This is a genomic window from Streptomyces filipinensis, from assembly GCF_014649495.1.
Classification (GTDB): Bacteria; Actinomycetota; Actinomycetes; order Streptomycetales; family Streptomycetaceae; genus Streptomyces; species Streptomyces filipinensis.
On record NZ_BMTD01000001.1, the window covers coordinates 907,374 to 930,330 of the forward strand.

17 protein-coding genes are annotated in these 22,957 nt (G+C 71.1%); 4 read left to right on the plus strand and 13 right to left on the minus strand.

The features are described from left to right. Positions 1 to 61 precede the first annotated feature (61 nt). Positions 62 to 3,061, plus strand: a complete 3,000-nt coding sequence (locus tag IE244_RS04100) for a bifunctional [glutamine synthetase] adenylyltransferase/[glutamine synthetase]-adenylyl-L-tyrosine phosphorylase (protein ID WP_191871205.1) — start codon at positions 62 to 64, stop codon at positions 3,059 to 3,061. A gap of 19 nt (positions 3,062 to 3,080) precedes the next feature. Here the strand turns inward: IE244_RS04100 and IE244_RS04105 are convergent, their stop codons facing one another. From IE244_RS04105 to IE244_RS04150, 10 genes are all read right to left on the minus strand, one after another. After that, a complete protein-coding gene (locus tag IE244_RS04105) occupies positions 3,081 to 3,950 on the minus strand; it encodes a phosphatase PAP2 family protein (RefSeq protein ID WP_191871206.1) in 870 nt (289 codons plus the stop codon). Between the two features lie 68 nt (positions 3,951 to 4,018). After that, entirely contained in the window at positions 4,019 to 5,053 is a 1,035-nt protein-coding gene (locus tag IE244_RS04110; protein ID WP_268252846.1) for a LacI family DNA-binding transcriptional regulator, read from the minus strand. A 25-nt stretch (positions 5,054 to 5,078) separates the two neighbouring features. Beyond that, the gene (locus IE244_RS04115) at positions 5,079 to 6,728 is read right to left on the minus strand and encodes a glycoside hydrolase family 13 protein (RefSeq protein WP_191871208.1); all 1,650 of its coding nucleotides are present in this window, start codon (positions 6,726 to 6,728) and stop codon (positions 5,079 to 5,081) included. 77 nt (positions 6,729 to 6,805) lie between these two features. Next, entirely contained in the window at positions 6,806 to 7,714 is a 909-nt protein-coding gene (locus IE244_RS04120) for a sugar ABC transporter permease (protein WP_191871209.1), read from the minus strand. A 12-nt stretch (positions 7,715 to 7,726) separates the two neighbouring features. Beyond that, a complete protein-coding gene (locus tag IE244_RS04125) occupies positions 7,727 to 8,731 on the minus strand; it encodes a carbohydrate ABC transporter permease (RefSeq protein WP_191871210.1) in 1,005 nt (334 codons plus the stop codon). Positions 8,732 to 8,871: 140 nt separating this feature from the next. Then, positions 8,872 to 10,161: an extracellular solute-binding protein gene (locus IE244_RS04130; RefSeq protein WP_191871211.1), complete on the minus strand. Its 1,290-nt coding sequence runs from the start codon at positions 10,159 to 10,161 to the stop codon at positions 8,872 to 8,874. Positions 10,162 to 10,329: 168 nt separating this feature from the next. Next, the gene (locus IE244_RS04135; protein WP_191871212.1) at positions 10,330 to 10,791 is read right to left on the minus strand and encodes a S26 family signal peptidase; all 462 of its coding nucleotides are present in this window, start codon (positions 10,789 to 10,791) and stop codon (positions 10,330 to 10,332) included. After that, complete coding sequence (locus IE244_RS42710; protein WP_191871213.1) at positions 10,788 to 11,114, minus strand: ATP-binding cassette domain-containing protein; 327 nt, start codon at positions 11,112 to 11,114, stop codon at positions 10,788 to 10,790. The genes IE244_RS04135 and IE244_RS42710 overlap by 4 nt, the downstream gene beginning before the upstream one ends. Further along, positions 11,039 to 11,866, minus strand: a complete 828-nt coding sequence (locus tag IE244_RS04145) for an ATP-binding cassette domain-containing protein (protein ID WP_191871214.1) — start codon at positions 11,864 to 11,866, stop codon at positions 11,039 to 11,041. The genes IE244_RS42710 and IE244_RS04145 overlap by 76 nt, the downstream gene beginning before the upstream one ends. A 169-nt stretch (positions 11,867 to 12,035) precedes the next feature. Next, complete coding sequence (locus IE244_RS04150; RefSeq protein WP_191871215.1) at positions 12,036 to 12,503, minus strand: AfsR/SARP family transcriptional regulator; 468 nt, start codon at positions 12,501 to 12,503, stop codon at positions 12,036 to 12,038. 489 nt (positions 12,504 to 12,992) lie between these two features. On the opposite strand from IE244_RS04150, the gene IE244_RS04155 reads away from it, so the two are divergent. From IE244_RS04155 to IE244_RS04165, 3 genes are all read left to right on the plus strand, one after another. Then, the gene (locus IE244_RS04155) at positions 12,993 to 14,369 is read left to right on the plus strand and encodes an alpha-amylase (RefSeq protein WP_191871216.1); all 1,377 of its coding nucleotides are present in this window, start codon (positions 12,993 to 12,995) and stop codon (positions 14,367 to 14,369) included. A 148-nt stretch (positions 14,370 to 14,517) separates the two neighbouring features. Next, positions 14,518 to 19,884, plus strand: a complete 5,367-nt coding sequence (gene pulA, locus IE244_RS04160; RefSeq protein ID WP_191871217.1) for a pullulanase-type alpha-1,6-glucosidase — start codon at positions 14,518 to 14,520, stop codon at positions 19,882 to 19,884. Positions 19,885 to 19,917: 33 nt separating this feature from the next. After that, positions 19,918 to 20,280, plus strand: coding sequence for a 5-carboxymethyl-2-hydroxymuconate Delta-isomerase (locus IE244_RS04165; protein ID WP_191871218.1), 363 nt, complete (start codon positions 19,918 to 19,920; stop codon positions 20,278 to 20,280). Between the two features lies 1 nt (position 20,281). On the opposite strand, the gene IE244_RS04170 is transcribed toward IE244_RS04165, so the two are convergent. The 3 genes from IE244_RS04170 to IE244_RS04180 are packed head-to-tail and all read right to left on the minus strand — an operon-like array spanning position 20,282 to position 22,935. Beyond that, a complete protein-coding gene (locus IE244_RS04170) occupies positions 20,282 to 20,971 on the minus strand; it encodes a TetR/AcrR family transcriptional regulator (RefSeq protein WP_229853938.1) in 690 nt (229 codons plus the stop codon). Positions 20,972 to 21,007: 36 nt separating this feature from the next. After that, positions 21,008 to 22,057, minus strand: a complete 1,050-nt coding sequence (locus tag IE244_RS04175) for a PDR/VanB family oxidoreductase (RefSeq protein WP_191871219.1) — start codon at positions 22,055 to 22,057, stop codon at positions 21,008 to 21,010. Then, positions 22,057 to 22,935 carry a metal-dependent hydrolase gene (locus IE244_RS04180; RefSeq protein ID WP_191871220.1) on the minus strand — a complete coding sequence of 293 codons (879 nt, stop codon included), beginning with the start codon at positions 22,933 to 22,935 and terminating at the stop codon, positions 22,057 to 22,059. The genes IE244_RS04175 and IE244_RS04180 overlap by 1 nt, the downstream gene beginning before the upstream one ends. Between the last annotated feature and the right edge of the window lie 22 nt (positions 22,936 to 22,957).

The window sequence follows — 22,957 nt, forward strand, 5'->3', positions numbered from 1 at the left end:
CGCCCCCGCTTCGCCGGATAGGCTCTGGCCAGGACGACCGCACCCGAGGGAGGCCACGGAGATGACGCCGGGGCGCAGAAGCAGCACCTTCACCCGCCTGCTCCGACACGGCTTCACCGACCCCTCCGCCGCGGAGCGCCTCCTGGACGGCCCGGAACTCGCCCCCGTCCGCGACGACCCCGTCCTCCTGGAAGCCCTCGGCGCCACCGCCGACCCCGACCTGGCCCTGCACGGCCTGGTCCGCCTCCTGGAGGCCCAGGACGGCCCCACGTCCCACCGCGAACTGCTCGACACCCTCATCGCGGCCAAGCCGCTGCGCGACCGCCTCCTCGGCGTCCTCGGCGCCTCCGCCGCCCTGGCCGACCACCTGGCCCGCCACCCCAGCGACTGGTACGCCCTGGTCACCTACGAGCCCCAGGACCTGCACCCCGGCGTCGAGGAGTTCGCACGCGGCCTGGCCGAGGCCACCGACCCCGTCTCCCTCCGCGTCGCCTACCGCCGCTGCCTGCTCTCCATCGCCGCCCGCGACGTCTGCGGCACCACCGACGTCGCCGAGACGGCCGCCGAACTCGCCGACCTCGCCACCGCCACCCTCCGCGCGGCCCTGGCCCTGGCGCGGACGAACGCTCCGGAGGACGCCGCAGCCTGCCGTCTCGCGGTGATCGCGATGGGCAAGTGCGGCGGCCACGAACTGAACTACGTCTCCGACGTGGACGTGATCTTCGTGGCGGAGGCGGCCGACGGCACCACGGAGGCCCACGCCCTCGCCTGCGCCACCCGCCTCGCCTCGCACCTCATGCGGATCTGCTCCGAGACCACGGTCGAGGGCTCCATCTGGCCGGTCGACGCCAACCTCCGCCCCGAGGGCCGCAACGGCCCCCTCGTGCGCACCCTCTCCTCCCACGTCGCCTACTACCAACGCTGGGCGAAGACCTGGGAGTTCCAGGCCCTGCTCAAGGCCCGCCCGGTGGCGGGCGACGCCGACCTGGGCCACGCCTACGTCGACGCGCTCGAACCCCTGGTCTGGAAGGCGGCCGAGCGCGACAACTTCGTCGCCGACGTGCAGAAGATGCGCCGCCGCGTGGTCGAGAACATCCCCGCGTCCGAGATCGAACGCGAGCTCAAGCTCGGCCCGGGCGGCCTGCGGGACGTCGAGTTCGCCGTCCAGCTCCTGCAGCTGGTCCACGGCCGCACCGACCCCGCCCTGCGCAGCGGCACCACCCTGGACGCCCTGCAGGCCCTGGCAGCCGGCGGCTACGTAGGCCGCGAGGACGCCGCCCGCCTGGACGAGGCGTACCGTTTCCTGCGCTCGATGGAGCACCGCATCCAGCTCTACCGCCTGCGCCGCACCCACCTCGTGCCCACCGCGGAAGCGGACCAGCGCCGCCTCGGCCGCTCCCTCGGCCTGCGCACCGACCCGGTCGCCGACCTGAACCGCGAGTGGAAGCGGCACACCGGCGTCGTACGGCGGCTGCACGAGAAGCTCTTCTACCGCCCGCTGCTCGACGCGGTCGCCCAACTCGCCCCCGGCGAGGCCCGCCTGAGCGCCGAGGCGGCCCGCGAGCGCCTGGTCGCCCTCGGCTACGCCGACCCGGCCGCCGCCCTGCGCCACCTGGAGGCCCTGGCCTCCGGCGTGACCCGCAAGGCGGCCATCCAGCGCACCCTGCTCCCCGTCCTCCTCGGCTGGTTCGCCGACTCCGCCGACCCGGACGCGGGCCTGCTGAACTTCCGCAAGGTCTCCGACGCGCTCGGCAAGACACCCTGGTACCTGCGCCTGCTGCGTGACGAGGGCGCGGCGGCCGAGAACCTGGCCCGCGTCCTGTCGGCGGGCCGCCTCGCCCCCGACCTCCTCATGCGCGCACCGGAAGCGGTGGCGCTGCTCGGCGACGGTGACGGCGGCGGGCTGGCGGCACGCGAGCGAAGCCCGCTCGAACAGGAGATCCTGGCGGCGGTGGGCCGCGCGGAGAACGCCGAGCAGGGCGTCACGGCGGCCCGCGGCGTGCGCCGCCGCGAGCTGTTCCGTACGGCCGCCGGGGACATCGTCGGCTCCTACGGCACCGAGACCAGTCCGGCCGAGGCCGACCAGGGCGCCCTGGTGGACCGGGTCGGCGCCGCGGTCTCCGACCTCACCGCCGCCACGCTCGCCGGCACCTTGCGCGCGGTGGTCCGGGACGGCTGGGGCGACACGCTGCCCACCCGCTTCGCGATCATAGGGATGGGCCGCTTCGGCGGTCACGAGCTGGGTTACGGCTCCGACGCGGACGTCGTCTTCGTGCACGAACCCCAGGAGGGCGTCGACGAGCACGAGGCGGCCGCGGCGGCGAACAAGGTCGTCGCCGAGATGCGCCGGCTGCTGCAGCTGCCCAGCGCCGACCCGCCGCTGCTGATCGACGCGGGCCTGCGCCCGGAGGGCAAGTCCGGCCCGCTGGTGCGCACGCTGAAGTCGTACGAGGCGTACTACCGCCGCTGGTCGCTCGTCTGGGAGTCCCAGGCGCTGCTGCGGGCCGAGCCGGTCGCCGGGGACGAGGAGCTGGGCCGCCGCTTCACCGAGCTGATCGACCCCCTGCGCTACCCGGTCCACGGGCTCGGCGACGACGCCGTGCGCGAGATCCGCCGGCTGAAGGCCCGCATGGAGGCCGAGCGCCTGCCGCGCGGCGCCGATCCCAGGCTGCACACCAAGCTCGGGCCGGGCGGCCTGTCCGACGTGGAGTGGACCGTCCAGCTGCTCCAGCTCCGGCACGGCTGGGACCAGCCCGGGCTGCGCACCACCCGCACCCGTGAGGCGCTGGCCGCCGCCCGGCAGGCCGGGCTGCTGCCCGCCGAGGAGGCGGAGATCCTGGACGAGGCGTGGGTGCTGGCCACCCGGGTGCGCAACGCGGTGATGCTGGTGCGCGGCCGGGCCGGGGACACCTTTCCGACCGAGCCGCGCGAGCTGGCCGCCGTGGGCCGCTATCTGGGCTACGGCGCCGGGCACGCCGGGGACATGCTGGACGCGTACCGCCGTACGACCCGCAGGGCGCGCGCGGTGGTGGAGGAGCTGTTCTACGGCGACGGCGGCTGAGCCGGCACCCGCGGCCCGGCTACGGCGAGGTCGCCGGGGCCGGCCGCAGGGCCCCGGCCGGCGCCACCCGTGGCAGCCGGTACGGCAGCGCGCCGTACCACACCCGTGCCGCCGCGAAGCCGAAGCTCAGGCACAGCACACCGCCGACCGCGTCCAGCCAGAAATGGTTGGCGGTGGCAACGATGACCAGCAGGGTGAGCGTCGGGTAGAGCAGCCCCAGCACCCGCACCCACGGGACGGACGTCAGCGCGAAGACCGTCAGCCCGCACCACAGCGACCAGCCGATGTGCATGGACGGCATCGCCGCGTACTGGTTCGACATGTGCTTCAGATCGCCGGAGGCCATCGAGCCCCAGGTGTGGTGGACCATCACGGTGTCCACGAAACGCCCCCCGCGCATCAGCCGGGGCGGGGCGAGCGGGAACAGGTAGTAACCGAGCAGGGCCACGCCCGTGGTCGCGAAGAGCACCGTCCGGGTCGCCGCGTACCGGCCGGGATGCCACCGGTACAGCCACACCAGCACACCGATCGTGATGAGGAAGTGCAGGGTGGCGTAGTAGTAGTTCATGCCGACGATCAGCCAATGCACCGAGTTCACGGCACGGTTGACGGACTGCTCGGCGGCGATGCCCATCGTGTGCTCGGCGCGCCAGATCCAGTCGGCGTTGCGCAGCGCCTCGGCCTTCTGCTCCGGGACGGCGTTGCGGATCAGGGAGTACGTCCAGTAACTCACCGCGATCAGAAGGATCTCGAACCAGAGGCGGGGCCGCCGCGGATGCCGCAGCCGGGCCGCGAAAGCCCGGGCGCCCCGTCTGCCCTCGCCCGTGACGGCCTGCGGAACGGCCACCTCCTCGCGACCTTCCGACTGCGTCACGGTCGAGTCACTCATAGCCATCAAGTCTGCCAGAAAAGGCTTCCTCGGCCGATCATCCCAAGGACGGGTCCGGGGCGCACCTTCTACGGCATACGGACGGCGTGCGGCGCCGACGCGGTGGAACCGCGCACCACCAGCTCCGGCATGAACACGAACTCGCTGTGCGGCGCGGGCGTCCCGCCGATCTCCTCCAGCAGCGTGCGCACCGCGGCCTGCCCCATCGCCGGGACCGGCTTGCGGACCGTGGTCAGCGGCGGATCGGTGAAGGCGATCAGCGGGGAGTCGTCGAAGCCCACCACCGACACGTCCCGGGGCACCTCCAGGCCCCGCTGCCGGGCCGCCCGTATGGCACCGAGCGCCATCATGTCGCTGGCGCACACCACGGCCGTGCAGTCCCGCTCGATCAGCGACGTGGCCGCCGCCTGACCACCCTCCAGGGTGTACAGGGAGTGCTGGATCAGCTCGGTCTCGATCACCTCGGCGGCGAGCCCCAGCTGGTCCTGCATGGCCCGCACGAAGCCCTCGATCTTGCGCTGCACCGGCACGAACCGCTTCGGCCCGAGGGCCAGCCCGATCCGGGTGTGCCCCAGCGACGCCAGGTGCGTCACGGCGAGCGTCATCGCGGCCCGGTCGTCGGGCGAGATGAACGGCGCCTGCACCTTCGGCGAGAAGCCGTCCACCAGGACGAACGGCACGCCCTGCGCGCGGAGCCGCTCATAGCGCTGCATGTCGGCGGTGGTGTCCGCGTGCAGCCCGGAGACATAGATGATGCCGGCGACCCCGCGGTCCACGAGCATCTCGGTCAGCTCGTCCTCGGTCGACCCGCCCGGGGTCTGGGTGGCGAGTACCGGTGTGTAGCCCTGGCGGGTCAGCGCCTGGCCGATGACCTGGGCCAGGGCCGGGAATATCGGGTTCTCCAGCTCCGGTGTGATCAGCCCGACCAGCCCCTCGCTGCGCTGCCGCAGCCGCACCGGGCGCTCGTAGCCCAGCACGTCCAGCGCGGCGAGCACGGACTGGCGGGTGGTGGCGGCGACGCCCGGCTTCCCGTTGAGGACCCGGCTGACGGTCGCTTCGCTCACCCCCGCCTGCGCAGCGATGTCGGCAAGCCGTGTGGTCACAGGATTGGACTGTACCGGTCGCATCTCAGACTGCCCACCAGATGGCGCAATCCGCGGGGATCCGGGTGCGCGCGCCGCCCGGCTCGACGTCGGTGCTGGCCAGCAGCAGCGTGCCGGGGGTGTTCACGGTGACCGGAGCGGCCGTGAGGTTGACCGTGCAGACGAAGGAGCCGTCGGCGGTGTCACGGCGGAAGGCCAGCACGCCCTCGGGGCTGTCCAGCCAGGTCACCTGGCGGCCGGCGCCGAGGGCCGGGTGCTCGCGGCGCACGGCCAGCGCGCTGCGGTAGAACTCCAGGGTGGAGGTCGGGTCACCGTCCTGCGCCGCGACGGTGAGGTCCTTCCAGTCGGCCGGCTGCGGCAGCCAGCTCGGGCCGCCGTCGACGGGTCCGAAGCCGAACGGCGGCACCTGGCCCGACCACGGGATCGGCACCCGGCAGCCGTCGCGCGTGCCGTCCTGGCCCGAGCTGCGGAAGAACGCCGGGTCCTGGCGCACCTCGTCGGGCAGGTCGACGACCTCGGGCAGGCCCAGCTCCTCGCCCTGGTAGAGGTATGCCGAGCCGGGCAGCGCCAGCATCAGCAGGGTCGCCGCCCGGGCCCGGCGCAGACCACGCGCCGCGTCCCCTTCCGCGAGGCGCGTGGAGTGCCGTACCACGTCGTGGTTGGACAGCACCCAGGTCGCGGGCGCGTGCACGGCGCTCATGGCGCCGAGCGAGCGGTCGATGACGTCGCGCAGGTCCGCCGCGTTCCAGTCGGTGGTCAGGTAGGAGAAGTTGAAGGCCTGGTGGAGCTCGTCGGGCCGGATGTACAGGGCGCTGCGCTCCACGGTCGGCGTCCACGCCTCGGCGACCGCGACGCGCTCGCCCTGGTACTCGTCGAGGATGCGCCGCCAGCCCCGGTAGATCTCGTGCACGCCGTCCTGGTCGAAGTACGGCACGGCCTCGGTGCCGAGCAGCTTGACCTGCTCGTCCCGGCCGATGTCCGGCAGCCCGGCCGCCTTGACCAGCCCGTGCGCCACGTCGATGCGGAAGCCGTCGACGCCGAGGTCCAGCCAGAACCGCAGGATGGAGCGGAACTCGTCGTGCACGGCCGGGTGGTCCCAGTTGAAGTCGGGCTGCTCCGGCGCGAACAGGTGCAGGTACCACTCGCCGTCCGCGACCCGGGTCCAGGCCGGGCCGCCGAAGATGGACTCCCAGTCGTTCGGCGGCAGTTCGCCGTCCGCGCCCTTGCCGGGGCGGAAGTGGAAGCGCTCGCGCAGCGGCGAACCGGGGCCCTCGCGCAGCGCCTGCTTGAACCACTCGTGCTGGTCGGAGCAGTGGTTGGGGACCACGTCGACGATCACCTTCAGACCCAGCGCGTGGGCGTCGCGCACCAGGTCGTCGGCGTCGGTCAGGGTGCCGAACATCGGGTCGACGGCCCGGTAGTCGGCGACGTCGTAGCCCGCGTCGGCCTGCGGGGAGGCGTAGAAGGGCGACAGCCACACGGCGTCCACGCCCAGCCGCTTCAGGTACGGCAGCCGGGAGCGGATGCCGGGCAGGTCGCCCATCCCGTCGCCGTTGCCGTCGGCGAAGCTGCGCGGGTAGACCTGGTAGATGACCGCCTCGCGCCACCACTCCCGGCGCTCGGCGGCGGCGGAGGAGGCGTCGGTGGGGACTGCGTCGGTGACGTGCTGGGTCATGGATTCCCTTAAGGATGCGGGGGGAACGACAGAGGCGCTTGCGAGGTACGTGGGTCCGCGGGCGTGCGCGGCGGCGGTCACGACTTGGTGCCGCCGGCGGTCAGTCCGGAGACCAGGCTGCGCTGCACGAGCATGAACACGAGGGCCGCCGGGACGGTGATGATGATCGCGGTGGCCGAGGTCCACGCCCAGTCGGGCCGCTGGTCCTGGGCGAAGGTGCGGATGCCGACGGCGAGCGTGTAGTGGTCGGACTGCATGAACTGCGTGGCGTACGCGACCTCGCCCCAGGCGGTGAGGAAGCTGTAGAACGCGGTCACCGCCAGGCCCGGCTTGGCCAGCGGCACGATCAGCCGCCAGAACGTGCCGATCGGGGTGAGGCCGTCCACCCGGCCCGCCTCGTCTATCTCCTTGGGGATGGTGTCGAAGTAGCCCTTCATCATCCAGGCGCAGAACGGCACCGCCGTGGTCGCGTACGCCAGGATCAGGCCGAGGTAGTTGTCGAGCAGGTCCAACTCGGACAGAAGCAGGTACAGCGGCACGATCAGCACGATACTGGGAAACATCTGGGTGACCAGGAACGTCCACATCAGCTGCCGGCTGCCCGGGAACTTCATCCGGGACACCGCGTACCCGGCGGTCGCCGCGAGGAAGACGCCGAGGACGGTGGTGCCACCGGCCACGACGACGGTGTTCAGGAACCACTGCGGCAGGTCCGAATGGGCCAGTACGTCGGCGTAGTTGTGGAAGCTGAGGTCCTTGAGCACCTCGCTCGGCTGCTGCCAGGCGTTCTTCGGGCCGAGCGAGATGAACAGGATCCACACCACCGGGAAGGCCGCGATCACCGTGGCCAGGATCAGGGTGGCGTGCAGGGCGATCGACGCCGCGGGGCTGCGCTCCTCACGCCCGCGTACCTTGCGGGAGGGGGCGGCGGGGGAGCGGGTGGCGGCGGGAGCGGTCGCGGGGGTCTCGTGGGTCGCTGCGGTCATGGCGGGTGCTCCTTACGCCTGCTCGGACTTCAGGGTGTTGCGGCGGTAGAAGGTCGAGAAGGCCAGCAGGAGGGCGAGGATGATGATCCCGTAGGTCGCCGCTCCCGCGTAGTCCGAGATGCCGGTGAAGGCCTTGCGGAAGGCGAAGGTGACGAGGATGTCGGTGTCGCCGGTGGTGTTGTTGCCCAGCAGCAGGTAGATGACGTTGAACATGTTGAACGTCCAGATGCAGCCCAGCAGGATCACCGTGTTGGACACCGGGCGCAGACCGGGCAGCGTGACGTTGACGAACCGCTGCCAGGGCGAGGCGCCGTCCATCTCGGCGGCCTCGTACAGCTCCTTGGGGATCGACTGCAGGCCGCCGAGCAGGGCGACCATGTTGAAGGGGACGCCGATCCAGACGTTCACCATGATCACGGCGACCTTCTGGGCGAGCGGGGTGCCCAGCCAGTTCTGCTCGGGCAGACCGACCGCGGTGATGATCTCGTTGAACACGCCGAACTGGGAGTTCAGCATCAGCCGCCAGGCGAAGACGCCGATGAACGACGGGACCGCCCAGGGCAGGATCAGCATCGCCCGGTAGAAGCCGCGCAGCCGCATCTTGCGGTTGAGCAGCACGGCGAGGCCCATGCCGATGGCGACGTGCAGCGCGACGCAGCAGACCGTCCACACGACCGTCCACACCAGGCGCGGGTAGAAGTCGCCGTCCGCGCCCGACAGGACGTGCCAGTAGTTGTCGAGGCCGACGAAGTCGTAGGTCGCGGGCCGGTGGAAGGCGCCGATGGTGGCGGCGACGTTCGACTCGTTGGCGTTGGTCAGCGACTGGTAGAAGCCGTACCCCAGCGGATACAGGACCAGCACGGCGATCACGACGGCGACCGGGGTCACCATCGCCCAGGCGTACCAGTACTTGTCCCAGGACCGCCTGAGGCGCGAAACGCGTGCGGGGCGCGGGGACCCGTCGTCCCGCGCTGTCTTGTCGGTCTGTGCCGTGCTCGCTGCGGTGGTCATCCTCATCGACTCTTTATCGGCTCGTTCGCGGCGGAGGGTGGGTGGTTCCGCAGCCCCGGGGAGCCCCGGTCGGGGCGGCAGCGGGGAAAGAACGTTCCCCGGGGCTGCGTGTCCTTCGGTTACGGTCCGGCTACCGACCGTTCAGGTCAGCCGATGGAGTAGCCGGGAAGCAGCGTCTGGAACTGCTTGGCGGTGGCGTCCAGGCCGGACTTGACCGACGAGTCGCCCTGCAGGATCTTCACGTAGTTCTGCTGCAGCGGCGTGAAGAGCGAGCCGACCTGGGGGAGCGCGACGCGCGGCCGGGCGGTCTTCTCCAGGATCGGCTTGAAGCCGGCGATCTTGGCGTTGGAGGTGACCGCGGTGGTGTAGGCCGAGGTGCGGGTCGGCAGGGTGCCGGTCTTCTCCGCGATGGTGATCTGGCTCTCGGTGGACGTCATGAACTGCGTGAACAGGTAGCTGGCGTCCAGGTTGCCCGAACCCTGGTAGACGGCGAGGTTGTGACCGCCGGTCGGGGCCTGGGCCTTGCCGCCGGCGCCGGCCGGGACGGGCGCGTAGCCGAGGTTGGCCTCCTTGCCCTTGAACGCCGAGCCGGTCAGGTCGTCGCTGACGGACCAGGGACCCTGGATCAGCATGGCCACCTTGCCGTTCTTGAAGGCGGTCTGCATGTTCTGGTAGGCGTTCGCGAAGTCGACCTTCATCGACGCCTCGTCGTAGATCTTCTTCGCGGTGGTCAGCGCGGTGACGGCGCTGCTGTCGCTGACGGTGATCTTCTTCGCCGAGGGGTCGGCCATGTCGGCGCCGTTGCTGTACAGCAGCGGCAGCAGGAAGTAGGAGTCCGGGTTGACGTAGGTACCGTAGGCGCCGGTCTTCTTCTTGATCGTCTTGGCGTCGGCGATGAACTCGTCCCAGGTGGCCGGCGGCTTGGCGAGGCCGGCCTTCTTGAGCAGGTCCTTGTTGTACAGCAGGCCGAGGGTGTCGGTGACCGACGGGACGCCGTAGGTCTTGCCGTTGAACTTGGCGGTGTTCATCGCGCCCGTGCTGAAGTCGGAGGTGTTCTTCAGCGCGGCGGTGCCGTCGAGCGGGGCGATGTAGCCCAGCGAGGCGTACTCGGCCATCAGACCCACGTCGGTGCGCACCACGTCCGGCGCGCCCTTGCCGCTCTTGGCGGCCGACTTGAACTTCTGCTCGACGTCGGTGAAGGGGACGCTCTGGTAGTTCACCTTGATCTTCGGGTACTTGGCCTCGAACTGCTTGATCAGGGCCTTGTACGTCGGGGCCTCGGTCGCCGCGTCGGAGGTGTCCCAGTAGGTGATCGTGCCTGAGACGTCCTTGGGGTCCTTCGGCTTGCCGTCGGCCTTGTCGTCCGAGCCGCCGCAGGCGGTGGCGGCCAGGGCGACCACGGTGACCGCGGCGGCGATCGATATGCCACGTCGCATATGAACTCCTAGAAGAGGGTTGCCCGGATCATCCCTTGGGAAGACCGCGGGTGCCGTCTGTCCCAATCGACGGCCGCCGGGCGCGGGAGGAACGTAGCAAGGCTGCAAGTCCTTGCGAAAGATGTTGCAAGGAAATTTCCGCAAGAGCCCGCAAGCGTGACGTCCCCGTTACCCCGGCATGTCCTCCGGACTGCGGCGATACGTGCGCACCGCCACCCCCACCACCCGCCGCACCGGGAAGTAACCGATCTCCCGCGAGTCGACGCTCTCTTGCAGGTTGTCTCCCAGCACCACCACGGATCCGGCCGGCACGGTGCCCGGGCCGAGCCGGTCGCGGGCGGCGGCCGGCACGGGCTCGCCGGGCACGGCCGCGAGCCGCTTGATCATGAAGTGCGAGGCCCGGTCCGGCCAGCTCCAGCTCTTCCAGTCGGCGCCCGGGTCCGGCATCTCGACCACCACGATCTGCCCCGACCGCAGCCGGCCCGCCCCCGTCCGGCGCCCGATCAGCACGTCCCCGGCCCGCAGCGTCGGCCGCACGCTCACCCCCTTGACGGTGCTCACCACCATCCGGCGCCGGATCCACAGCACGCCCCCGGCCGCCCCGGCGGCCGGCAACAGCAGCACGATCACCGCACATACCCCTCGGCCTGCCGCCGGAACAGCGCCGCGTACCGGCCGTCCGCCCCCACCAGCTCGGTGTGCCCGCCCGACTCCACGACCGTCCCGTCCCGCAGCACGACGATCAGGTCCGCGTCGCGAGCCGTGCCCAGCCGGTGCGAGATCAGCAGGCTCGTGCGGCCCCGCCGGTGCAGCCGGAGCGCCTCCTGGATCTCGTGCTCCGCCTCCGGGTCCGGTCCGGAGGCGGGCTCGTCCAGGATCAGCAGATCGGGATCCTCCCGCAGGAAGGCCCGGGCCGGCGCCACCCGCTGCCGCTGCCCGCCGGACAGCTCCACGCCGACCTCCTCGCCGTCCCCGTAGGACCGCGACAGCAGCGTGTCGTAGCCGCGGGGGAGCGCGGCGAGCGTGTCGTGGACACCGGCCGCCCGCGCCGCCCGGACCACCTCACCGCTCCGACACGACGGCGCAGCTCGGCCGGGTCCAGCTCACGGATGTCGGTGCCGTCCCACAGGATGCTGCCCCGGCTCGGGTCGTAGAGCCGGCACAGCAGCTTCACCAGGGTGCTCTTGCCCGCGCCGTTGGCGCCGACGAGCGCGAGCGTGCGGCCGCGGGGAAGGGTCAGGTTCACCCCGCGCAGCACCCAGTCGTGCTGCTCGGAGTAACGGAACCAGACGTCCCGCAGCTCGATGCCGCGGGTCAGCTCGCCCACGGGGCGGGCCGGCCGGGGTACGGGCAGGTCGGGCGGCGCGCTCGTCAGGTCGAGGTAGTGCTCGAACGGCAGCAGATGCTGACGCGCCACGGTGGCGGAGGCGGCGATGCCGCTCAGCCCGCCCTGCACGGCGGCGATCGCCGAGGTGAGCACGGCCAGGTCGCCGGCGGTCCGCTCGCCCCGGGCGGCCGCCCGCACCGCCCAGAGCAGACCCGCCGCCGCGATCCCCGCCGACACGGCCGCGGGCAGGCCCTGCGCCGCCGCCGTGCGCAGTTCCATCCGGCGCCGGGTCGCGTTGATCGCCGTACGGTCCCGGCGCATCCGCTCCCGCAGCAGCGCGCCGGTGCCGAACAGCCGGATCTCCTTCGCCGCCTCCACACTGCCCAGCAGATGCGCCTGGAACGACTCCCCTACCAGGCGAAGTACACCCGTCAGTGCTGGGACAGCACCGGCAGCTGCACCAGCTGGACCAACACCGGCAAGTGCTGCAGCTCGTGACGGAACGGCACCGGGCCGCGCCCCGCTCCCGCCCGGGGGGAGCGGGGCGTCACGCGCTCCTGGGCGGCCGCCGGCCCATCAACTCGGCGTAGGCCTCACCCAGTTCACGCCCCGGAGTGATGCCCAGCTCCGCCTGATAGACCGCGCACTCGCTGCGGTAGGCCTCCAGGACGCCGCCCGCCTCGCCCAGCCGGTGATGGGCCCGCATGCGCAGGGCCCAGCCCCTGCCGCGCAGCGGCGCCGCGGAGAGCAGGCCGGTCAGATCGCGCAGGGCCGCCCGGGGCTCGCCGACCCGCAGCTGGGCCTCGGCCAGGTCCTCCACCGCCCGCATCCGCTCCTCGTCCAGATGCCCGAGCGCTCCGAGAAGCGGGCCGACGCGTGGCACACCGACGGCCGCGCGGTCGCCGTCCCACAGCAGCAGCGCCGCCGCGAGCAGCCGCGTCGCCCGGTCGGCGTCCCCCCGCGAGCAGCGCCGCCCGCCCCGCCCCGGACAGGTCGCGGAAGCGCAGGTGGTCACAGGCCTCGGCGGACACCTCCAGCGCGTAGCCGCCGTCGCCGGCGGCCGGCGTGGCGGTGCCGGCCGGCGCCGCGCGCAGGGCACTGGCGTGCGTACGGATGTCGGCCACGGCGGAACGCGGGGGTCCGCCGTCCCACAGCGCCTCCTGGATCACATCCAGCGGGACACGGCGTCCCGCGTGCAGCAGCAGGGTCACCAGCAGGGCTCGCGGCTTCAGGCCCCGGACCCCGGCCGGCTCCCCGCCCACCCGCACGCGACCCCGTATGCGAAACCCTTCGGCCATGGAAGTCCCCCTCTTCCCGCCCGCACGCACGGGCGAGCGTTGCTGCTGTGGAGCCTGTGACGGGCGAACTGGCCTCGTCAAGACACCCGTTGGAATTCCTTTCTGCATCTTGCTGAAACGTTGGCGTAACGGTTAGGTTCACGCCACCTGTTGGTGGTTGATCACTCAAACTCCCCCCCCACGCACAACGAAGTGCAGGAGCGCACATGGCACGCAGAACCCTCCCCGTGGCGGCCGCCCTCACGGCCGCCGCTCTGGTTGGCATGAACCCGACCACCGCCGAGGCCTCCCCGCCCGGCACCAAGGACGTCACCGCCGTCCTCTTCGAGTGGAACTACGCCTCGGTCGCCAAGGAGTGCACCAGCACCCTCGGCCCCGCCGGCTACGGCTACGTCCAGGTCTCCCCGCCCGCCGAGCACATACAGGGCTCGCAGTGGTGGACCTCGTACCAGCCGGTGTCGTACCGGATCGCGGGGCGGCTCGGCGACCGCACCGCGTTCAAGAACATGATCGACACCTGTCACGCGGCCGGCCTGAAGGTCGTCGTCGACACCGTCGTCAACCACATGGCGGCGGGCAGCGGCACCGGCACCGGCGGCTCGTCGTACACGAAGTACGACTACCCGGGGCTGTACTCGTCCCCCGACTTCGACGACTGCACCTCCCAGGTCACCAACTACCAGGACCGCTGGAACGTCCAGCACTGCGAGCTCGTGGGCCTGGCCGACCTGGACACCGGCGAGGAGTACGTCCGCAAGACGATCGCCGGATACATGAACGACCTGCTCTCCCTCGGCGCCGACGGCTTCCGCATCGACGCGGCCAAGCACATCCCCGCCGAGGACCTGGCGAACGTCAAGTCCCGCCTGACCAACCCGTCCGTCTACTGGAAACAGGAGGTCATCTACGGCGCGAACGAGGCCGTCCAGCCCTCCGAGTACACCGGCAACGGGGACGTCCAGGAGTTCCGCTACGCCTACGACCTCAAGCGCGTCCTCAACAACGAGAAGCTGGCCTACCTGACCAACTTCGGCGAGGGCTGGGGCTACCTGAAGAGCTCGGACGCCGGGGTCTTCGTCGACAACCACGACACCGAGCGCAACGGCTCCACCCTGAACTACAAGGACGGCGCCAACTACACCCTGGCCAACGTGTTCATGCTCGCCTGGCCCTACGGCGCCCCCGACATCAACTCCGGCTACGAGTGGTCGGACGCGGACGCCGGCCCGCCCAACGGCGGCAAGGTCAACGCCTGCTGGCAGGACGGCTGGAAGTGCCAGCACGCCTGGCCGGAGATCAGGTCCATGGTCGCCTTCCGCAACGCGACACGGGGCCAGGCGGTCACCGGCTGGTGGGACAACGGCAACAACTGGATCGCCTTCGGCCGCGGCACCAAGGGATATGTGGCGATCAACCACGAGTCCTCGTCCCAGACCCGTACGTACCAGACCTCCCTGCCCGCGGGCACGTACTGCAATGTGCAGAACAACACGACGGTGGCGGTGAACTCCGGCGGACAGTTCACCGCCACCCTGGGCGCCAACACGGCGCTGGCGATCTATGCGGGGAAGTCCAGCTGCTGAGGCGGCCCTGCTTCCAGAAGGACACGTCAAGATTGACGTTGAAACAACTTGCTATGAGTTTCAAGCCTCTTGCTGCAAGGCTTTCGTCGGCGATACGGTCGCGCCGGGTCGGACCCAAGAGAGCCGCATTCGCTAGGAGTTACCGCCTGTGATACCGAGAGCGAGACGGGCCGCGGCCGTCACCGCAACAGCCCTCGCCGCCGCACTGATCCAGCCACTGGCCGCCCACGCGGCCACCCCGCCCGCGCCCCCCTCGGACGCGGCGCTCGCCGCCCAGCCCGCGCGGCACGACGACACCCGCGAGCAGTTCTACTTCGTCCTGCCGGACCGTTTCGCCAACGGGGACACGGCCAACGACAAGGGCGGACTCACCGGCTCACGCCTCAGTACCGGGTACGATCCCGCCGACAAGGGCTTCTACCAGGGCGGCGACCTCAAGGGCCTGACCAGGCGGCTGGACTACATCAAGGGGCTCGGCACGACCGCCATCTGGATGGCGCCGATCTTCAAGAACCGCCCGGTGCAGGGCACGGGGACCAACGCCTCCGCCGGCTACCACGGCTACTGGATCACCGACTTCACCCAGGTCGACCCGCACTTCGGCAGCAACCAGGACCTCAAGAACCTCATCTCCAAGGCACACGCCAAGGGCATGAAGGTCTTCTTCGACGTCATCACCAACCACACCGCCGACGTCGTGGACTACCGGGAGAAGTCCGCCGGCTACCTCTCCAAGGGCGCCTTCCCCTACCTGACCAAGGACGGCAGGCCCTTCGACGACGCCGACCACGCGGACGGCGGCAAGGGGTTCCCGGCCGTCTCCCCCTCCTCCTTCCCGTACACCCCGCAGGTCACGAGCCGGTCCAAGGTCCCGGGCTGGCTCAACGACCCGACGATGTACCACAACCGGGGCGACTCGACCTTCGCCGGCGAGTCCGCGACCTACGGCGACTTCTCGGGCCTGGACGACCTGTGGACCGAGCGTCCCGAGGTCGTGCACGGCATGGAGAAGATCTACGAGCGGTGGGTGAAGGACTTCGCCGTCGACGGCTTCCGGATCGACACCGTCAAGAACGTCGGCATGGGGTTCTGGACGCAGTGGGCGACCGCGCTCGACGCGTACGCGGCGGCGCACGGCCGGAAGAACTTCTTCATGTTCGGCGAGACCTACGCCACGGACACGAACGTCACCTCCCCGTACGTCACCCAGGGCCGCCTCGACGCCACCCTCGACTTCCCGTTCCAGGACGCGGCCCGCTCCTACGCCTCCCAGGGCGGCAGCGCGCAGAAGCTGGCGAGCGTCTTCGGTGACGACTACAAGTACACGACCGACAAGGCCAACGCCTACGAACAGGTCACCTTCCTCGGCAACCACGACATGGGCCGCATCGGGTACTTCCTCAAGCAGGACAACCCGAAGGCCACCGACGCCGAGATCCTGAAGAAGGACGAGCTGGCCAACGAGCTGATGTTCCTCAGCCGTGGCAACCCGGTCGTCTACTACGGCGACGAACAGGGCTTCGCCGGCTCCGGCGGCGACAAGGACGCCCGCCAGACCATGTTCGCCTCCAAGGTCGCCGACTACCTGGACGACGACGAGATCGGCACCGACCGCACCCACGCGAGCGACTCCTACGACCCGCGCGCCCCGCTCTACCGGCAGATCGCCGCGCTCGCCGAGCTCCGCAAGGCCAACCCGGCCCTGACCGACGGCGTCCAGACCGAGCGCTACGCGGCCGACGGCGCCGGGATCTACGCCTTCACCCGCACCGACGCCGCGTCCGGCCAGGAGTACGTCGTCGCCCTCAACAACGCGGGCGAGGCGAAGACGGCCACCTTCACGACCGGCTCGCCCGGCATGTCGTACCGGGGCGTCTACGGCGCCGAGGACTCCCTGAGGTCCGACGCCGGCCGCGAGGTCACCGTCACCGTGCCGGCCGGGTCCGCCGTCGTCTACAAGGCCGCCGGCCCCCTCGCCCGTCCCGCCACCGCGCCGACCCTCACCCTGACGGCCCCGGCCGCCGGAGCCACCGGGGCCGTGGACCTCACCGCCGGGGTCGACGGCGGACAGCTGAACCGGGTCGTCTTCGCCGCGCAGGTGGGAAACGCCAAGTGGCAGGTCCTCGGCTCCGCCGACCACGCGCCGTACAAGGTCACCCAGACCCTCGGCAGGGACATCCCCGCCGGGACCGCGCTGCGCTACAAGGCTGTCGTGACCGACTCCGCCGGGCACACCGCGAGCGCCACGGCGAGCAGCACCACCGGCACCCCGCCCGCGCCCGAGACGCCGACGGCCTCCTCCCGGGACTACGCGGTCGTCCACTACAAGCGCACCGACGGCGACTACGCCGACTGGGGCCTGTACGCGTGGGGCGACCTCGCCGACGGCGAGGCCACCAACTGGCCGGCCAGCCACCCGTTCACCGGCCGGGACGCCTACGGCGCCTTCGCCTACGTCAAGCTCAGGCCCGGCGCCTCGAACGTCGGCTTCCTGGTCATCGACAAGAACGGCGACAAGGACGTCTCCGCCGACCGGTCCATCGACGTCACCAGGACGGGTGAGGTGTGGATCGAGCAGGGCAAGCCCGACGTCCTGACGCGGCGGCCCGGCTATCCCGCCCAGGACACGGCCAAGGCCGTCCTCCACTACCACCGCGCCGACGGGAACTACGACGGCTGGGGCCTGCACGTCTGGACGGGTGCGGCGCACCCCACCGACTGGTCGGACCCGCTGAAGCCGGTGAAGACTGATACCTATGGCGCGGTCTTCGAGGTGCCGCTCACCGAGGGTGCCACCAGCCTCAGCTACATCATCCACAAGGGCGACGACAAGGATCTCCCGGCCGACCAGTCCCTGGACCTCAAGGCCGACGGCCACGAGGTGTGGCTGTTGAACGGCCAGGAGAAGTACCTGCTTCCGCAGCCGGCGGGCAGCGCCGCCGCGCTCGACCTGAGCACCTCCAAGGCGATCTGGATCGACCGGGACACCCTCGCCTGGAACGGCGCCGACGGCGCCGCCTCCACCCAGTTGCTGTACTCCCGCGACGGCTCGATCACCGCCAAGGACGGGACGCTGACCAGCGACGACGAGCGCTGGCTGCGGCTGGAGAAGACCACGCTGAGCGACGCCCAGAAGACGAAGTTCCCGCAGGTGAAGGACTACACCGCCTGGTCCGTGGACCCGCGCGACCGGGGCCGGGTGCGCGGGGCGCTCAAGAGCCAGCTCGTCGCCTCGCAGCGGGCCGCGAACGGTGCCGTGCTGGCCGCGACCGGCGTGCAGATCGCGGGCGCGCTGGACGACCTCTACCCGGGAGCGACCAAGGCGGAGCTCGGTCCCGTGTTCCACGACGGCAAGCCCACGCTCTCCGTCTGGGCGCCGACCGCGCAGAGCGTCTCCCTGGAGCTGGACGGCTCGCTCAAGGCCATGCACCACGACGCCGCGACCGGCGTCTGGTCCGTCACCGGCCCCGCCTCCTGGAAGGGCAAGCCCTACCGGTACGTCGTGAAGGTGTGGGCGCCCAGCGTCCGCAGGATGGTCACCAACAAGGTCACCGACCCCTACTCGGTCGCCCTCACGGCGAACTCCGAGCGCAGCCTCGTCGTCGACCTGGACGACCGGTCCCTGGCACCGAGCGGCTGGTCGGGACTGCGCAAGCCCAAGGCCGTACCGCTGAAGGACGCGCAGATCCAGGAGCTGCACATCCGGGACTTCTCCGTCGAGGACCGCACCGCGAAGCACCCGGGCACCTACCTGGCCTTCACCGACAGGAACAGCGACGGCTCCCGGCACCTGCGCCGGCTGGCGCAGTCCGGCACGTCGTACGTCCACCTCCTGCCCGCCTTCGACTTCGCCACCGTCCCGGAGAAGAAGGCCGACCAGGCGCGCACCGACTGCGACCTGGCCTCCTACCCGGCCGACTCCGACAAGCAGCAGGAGTGCGTGGCGAAGACGGCCGCGAAGGACGCCTTCAACTGGGGCTACGACCCGTACCACTACACGGTCCCCGAGGGCTCGTACGCCACCGACCCGGACGGCACCGCCCGTACGGTCGAGTTCCGCAGGATGGTCCAGGGGCTCAACGAGGACGGCCTGCGGGTCGTGATGGACGTCGTCTACAACCACACGGCGGCCAGCGGCCAGGCCGACACCTCCGTGCTCGACAAGATCGTGCCCGGCTACTACCAGCGGCTGCTCGCCGACGGCTCGGTGGCGAACAGCACCTGCTGCTCCAACACCGCGCCGGAGAACGCGATGATGGGCAAGCTGGTCGTCGACTCGATCGTCACCTGGGCGAAGGAGTACAAGGTCGACGGGTTCCGCTTCGACCTCATGGGCCACCACCCGAAGGCCAACATCCTGGCGGTCAGGAAGGCCCTGGACGCGCTGACCGTCGAGAAGGACGGCGTCGACGGCAAGAAGATCATCCTGTACGGCGAGGGCTGGAACTTCGGCGAGGTCGCGAACGACGCCCGGTTCGTCCAGGCCACCCAGAAGAACATGGCCGGCACCGGCATCGCCACCTTCTCCGACCGCGCCCGTGACGCCGTGCGCGGCGGCAGCCCCTTCGACTCCGACCCTGGCGTCCAGGGCTTCGCGTCCGGGCTGTACACCGACCCCAACTCCTCCGCCGCCAACGGCACGAAGGAGGAGCAGAAGGCCCGGCTGCTGCACTACCAGGACCTGATCAAGGTCGGACTGAGCGGCAACCTCGCCGGGTACCGCTTCACCGACACCGCCGGCAAGGAGGTCACCGGCGCCGAGATCGACTACAACGGCTCGCCCGCCGGCTACGCGGACGCGCCCGGCGACGCCCTCGCCTACGTGGACGCGCACGACAACGAGTCGCTGTTCGACGCGCTCGCCTACAAGCTGCCGAAGGACACCTCCGCGTCCGACCGGGCCCGGATGCAGGTCCTCGCGATGGCCACGGCCGGCCTCTCGCAGGGACCGGCCCTCTCCCAGGCGGGCACCGACCTGCTGCGCTCGAAGTCGCTGGACCGCAACTCCTTCGACAGCGGGGACTGGTTCAACGCGATCCACTGGAACTGCGCCGACGGCAACGGCTTCGGGCGCGGGCTGCCCATGGCGGCCGACAACCAGTCCAAGTGGGACTACGCCCGGCCGCTGCTGGGCACGGTCAGGGTCGGCTGCGAGCAGATCACCGGGGCCTCCGCCGCCTACCAGGACCTGCTGAGGATCCGTACGACGGAGAAGGCGTTCTCGCTGGGCACGGCCGGCCGGGTGCAGGACGAGCTGTCCTTCCCGCTGTCCGGCACGGACGAGACGCCGGGTGTCATCACCATGCGCCTCGGTGACCTGGTCGTGGTCTTCAACGCCACGCCCGAGCGGCAGCGGCAGCAGGTCGGCGCCCTCGCCGGGACGCCGTACCGGCTGCACCCGGTGCAGGCCTCGGGTTCCGATCCGGTGGTGAAGACCTCCGCCTACGCGGCCGGCACGGGCACGTTCACCGTCCCGGCGCGGACCGTGGCGGTGTTCCGGCGGGCCGGGAAGTAGGGTCGGGACAGGTCCCGTAGAACAGGAGTGCGCATGCCGCAGATCACCATCGACTACTCGGACATCGTGGAGGACGCCTTCGACCGCGAGGGCTTCGCCCGGGCGCTGCACGAGGCGACCGTGGAGATCGCGGCGGCGAAGCCGGAGGCCTGCAAGACGCAGTTCCGGCCGAGCGCGTACACGGCGTTCGGGTACGAGGACCCCGGGGCGCGCGGGCACGCCATCGTGCACGTGGCGATCGGGCTCCTCGCCGGACGCAGCGACGAGACGAAGGCGAGGCTCACGCAGGCGGCCCTGGAGCTGCTGCGCGAGCACGTGGCGGACACGGGCGCCGCGCTGCACGCCTCCGCCGAGGTCCGCGATCTGGATCCGTCGTACCGGAAGTCCGACCGGTAGCTCAGGGCGCCAGGGACAGCAGCCGGCCGACCAGCTCCGCGAAGGGGCCGTCGGCCGGTTCGTCCTTGACCATGGTGCGCAGCAGGAGCGCCATGTCCTCGTCGTGGGCGGCGCTGACCGCGGCCAGCGCGGCGAAGTCGTGCACCAGCTGCAGTTCCAGCTCCGCGCGCGGGACGCGCCGGCCGTCCAGCCAGATCAGGGCCGTCGACTCGGCGAGCGAGATCCAGGAGCGGACGACCAGTTCCAGTCGTGCGGAGGCCTCGGTGACGCCCAGATGCGCGAGCATCTGCTCATAGGCGGCCTGCCGTACGGAGTCGATGAGGGCGTTGGTGGCCGACGAGCCGACCGCCGGGCCGCCGCGCATCAGCGCCGAGAAACCGGGCCCGTGCTCGTCCACGAAGTCGAAGAAGCGGCGCATCACGCGCAGCAGCCGGGTGCCGAGCGGCCCTTCGTGGGGCTCGGCGAAACGGCCCGCGAGATCCTCCGAGGCGCGCTTCAACGCGGCCTCGTACAGACTGAGTTTACCGGGGAAGTAGTGGTAGACCAGCGGACGTGAGATGCCCGCGGCCGACGCTATCTCGTCGATGGAGACCTCGTCGGGCGAGCGTCGGCTGAACAGGTCGAGGGCGACACCGATCAGCTGCTGCCGCCGCTCCTCGACGCCCATCCTGCGGCGAACCCCGATACTCATGCGCACACCTTACCGATCGTATTCGATCGAAGGTGATCACATATCGAGCACCAAACGATCGCTCCTGCAGCGGGACACACAGATCAGCATCGAGCCGGCCCGTTCCTCGGCCGTCAGCAGCTCGTCCCGGTGGTCGATCTCCCCCTCCAGCACCCGCTGTTGGCAGGTTCCGCAGAACCCCTGCTCGCAGGAGTAGGCGGTGTCCGGCAGCTCCCGGCGCACCGCGGCCAGCACCGTCGAGCCGGCCGGGACCGTCAACGTCCGCCCGCTGCGCCGGAGTTCGACCTCGAACGCGGTGGTGCCGACGGCGTCGGCGCGCGGGGCGAACCGCTCCAGGTGCAGCGTGGCACCCTCCGGCAGTCGTTCCTCCACGGCGGCCGTCAGCCCCTGGGGGCCACAGCAGTACACGGCCGTCCGCTCCGGCAGGTCCGCCAGGAGGGCGTCCAGGTCCGGGCGCCCGTCCTCGTCCCCGGCCGCGACGGTCAGCCGGTTCCCGGCGAGCCCCCGCACCTCCTCCAGGAACGGCATCGAGGCCCGCGTCCGCCCGGCGTACAGCAGCCGCCACTCGGTACCGTCCGGCAGGGCCCGCAGCATGGGCAGGATCGGGGTGATGCCGATGCCGCCGGCGACGAACACGTATGCGGGCGCCTCGACGAGGGGGAAACGATTCCTCGGCCCGCGCACCTGGAGCTCCATGCCCTCGGAGAGCTGTTCGTGCACCTCGCGCGAGCCGCCCCGCCCGTCCGTGACCAGCCGGGCGGCGACGGTGTAGGAGGACGTGTCCGCGGGGTCCCCGCACAGCGAGTACTGCCGTACCAGCCCCGAGGGCAGCACGAGGTCGAGATGCGCGCCCGGCTCCCAGGCCGGCAGCCGGCCTCCCTCCAGGCGCAGCCGTACGACGCCGTCGGCGACCGTCTCGTGCGCGGTGAGCAGCAGCCGCAGGGCCCGGGAGCGAGGCCGGCCGGAGACCGGCGGGTCCAGGGCGGGCATCGGCCACAGCGGGGAGGCCTGCACCCGGCGGCGCAGGGACCGCCGGGCCAGCAGGGCGGCGCCCGCTACGAGCGCGGCGGTACGCAGCTTCGGCATCAGGAGACCCGCCTTTCCGCCGCCGTGGCCGCCGGCGAGGCGGCCAGATAGGCGACGGCCTGCTCGGTGTCGCCCTCCTGCGCGGGGTGGTACCCACGGCTGAGATAGCGGGGTATGGACCTGAGCATGTCCCCGGTCCCGGGGAGCAGGCCCCGCCGGCCGCGGACGTAGAAGTCCCTGAAGGAGGCCTTGCCGTCGACGAGGGTCGGGTCGTTCTCCATGAAGAACCGCGCCCCGCGCTGCCACAGGAAGACCAGCGCCGAGAAGGCCGTGGCCCAGGTCCGTACCCGCCGGCCGTAGCTGCCGTCGATGTGCAGGAACAGCTCGAAGGCGACGGAGCGGTGCTCCACCTCCTCCGCGCCGTGCCAGCGCAGCAGGTCCAGCATGGTCGGATCGGCGCCGCGCCGGTCCAGTTCCCCGGCGTTGAGCACCCAGTTGCCGAGGAACGCGGTGTAGTGCTCGATGGCCGCGATGAGCGCCACCCGCTCCAGCAGCCACCAGCGGCGGGCCCTGCCGGGCGGCAGCGTGCGGTCGCCGAGCAGCTTCTCGAAGAACCAGTCGACCTGCGCGGTGTACGGCGTCGGGTCCAGCCCCTGCTCGCGCAGGTGCGGCAGCACCTCGTCATGGGCCTGGGAGTGCATCGCCTCCTGGCCGATGAACCCGACGACGTCCGCACGGAGCCGGTCGTCCCGGATCAGTGGCAGCACCTGCTTGTACACATGCACGAACCAGCGCTCACCGGCGGGCAGCAGCAGGTGCAGCACGTTGATGGTGTGCGTGGTGAACGGATCCCCCGGCACCCAGTGCAACGGCGTGTCGTCCCAGGAGAAGGACACCTTGCGTGCCTTGAGCGGCACCCGGGCCTGCGTGTTAGACATGGCGTCAATGTACTGGCGGGTA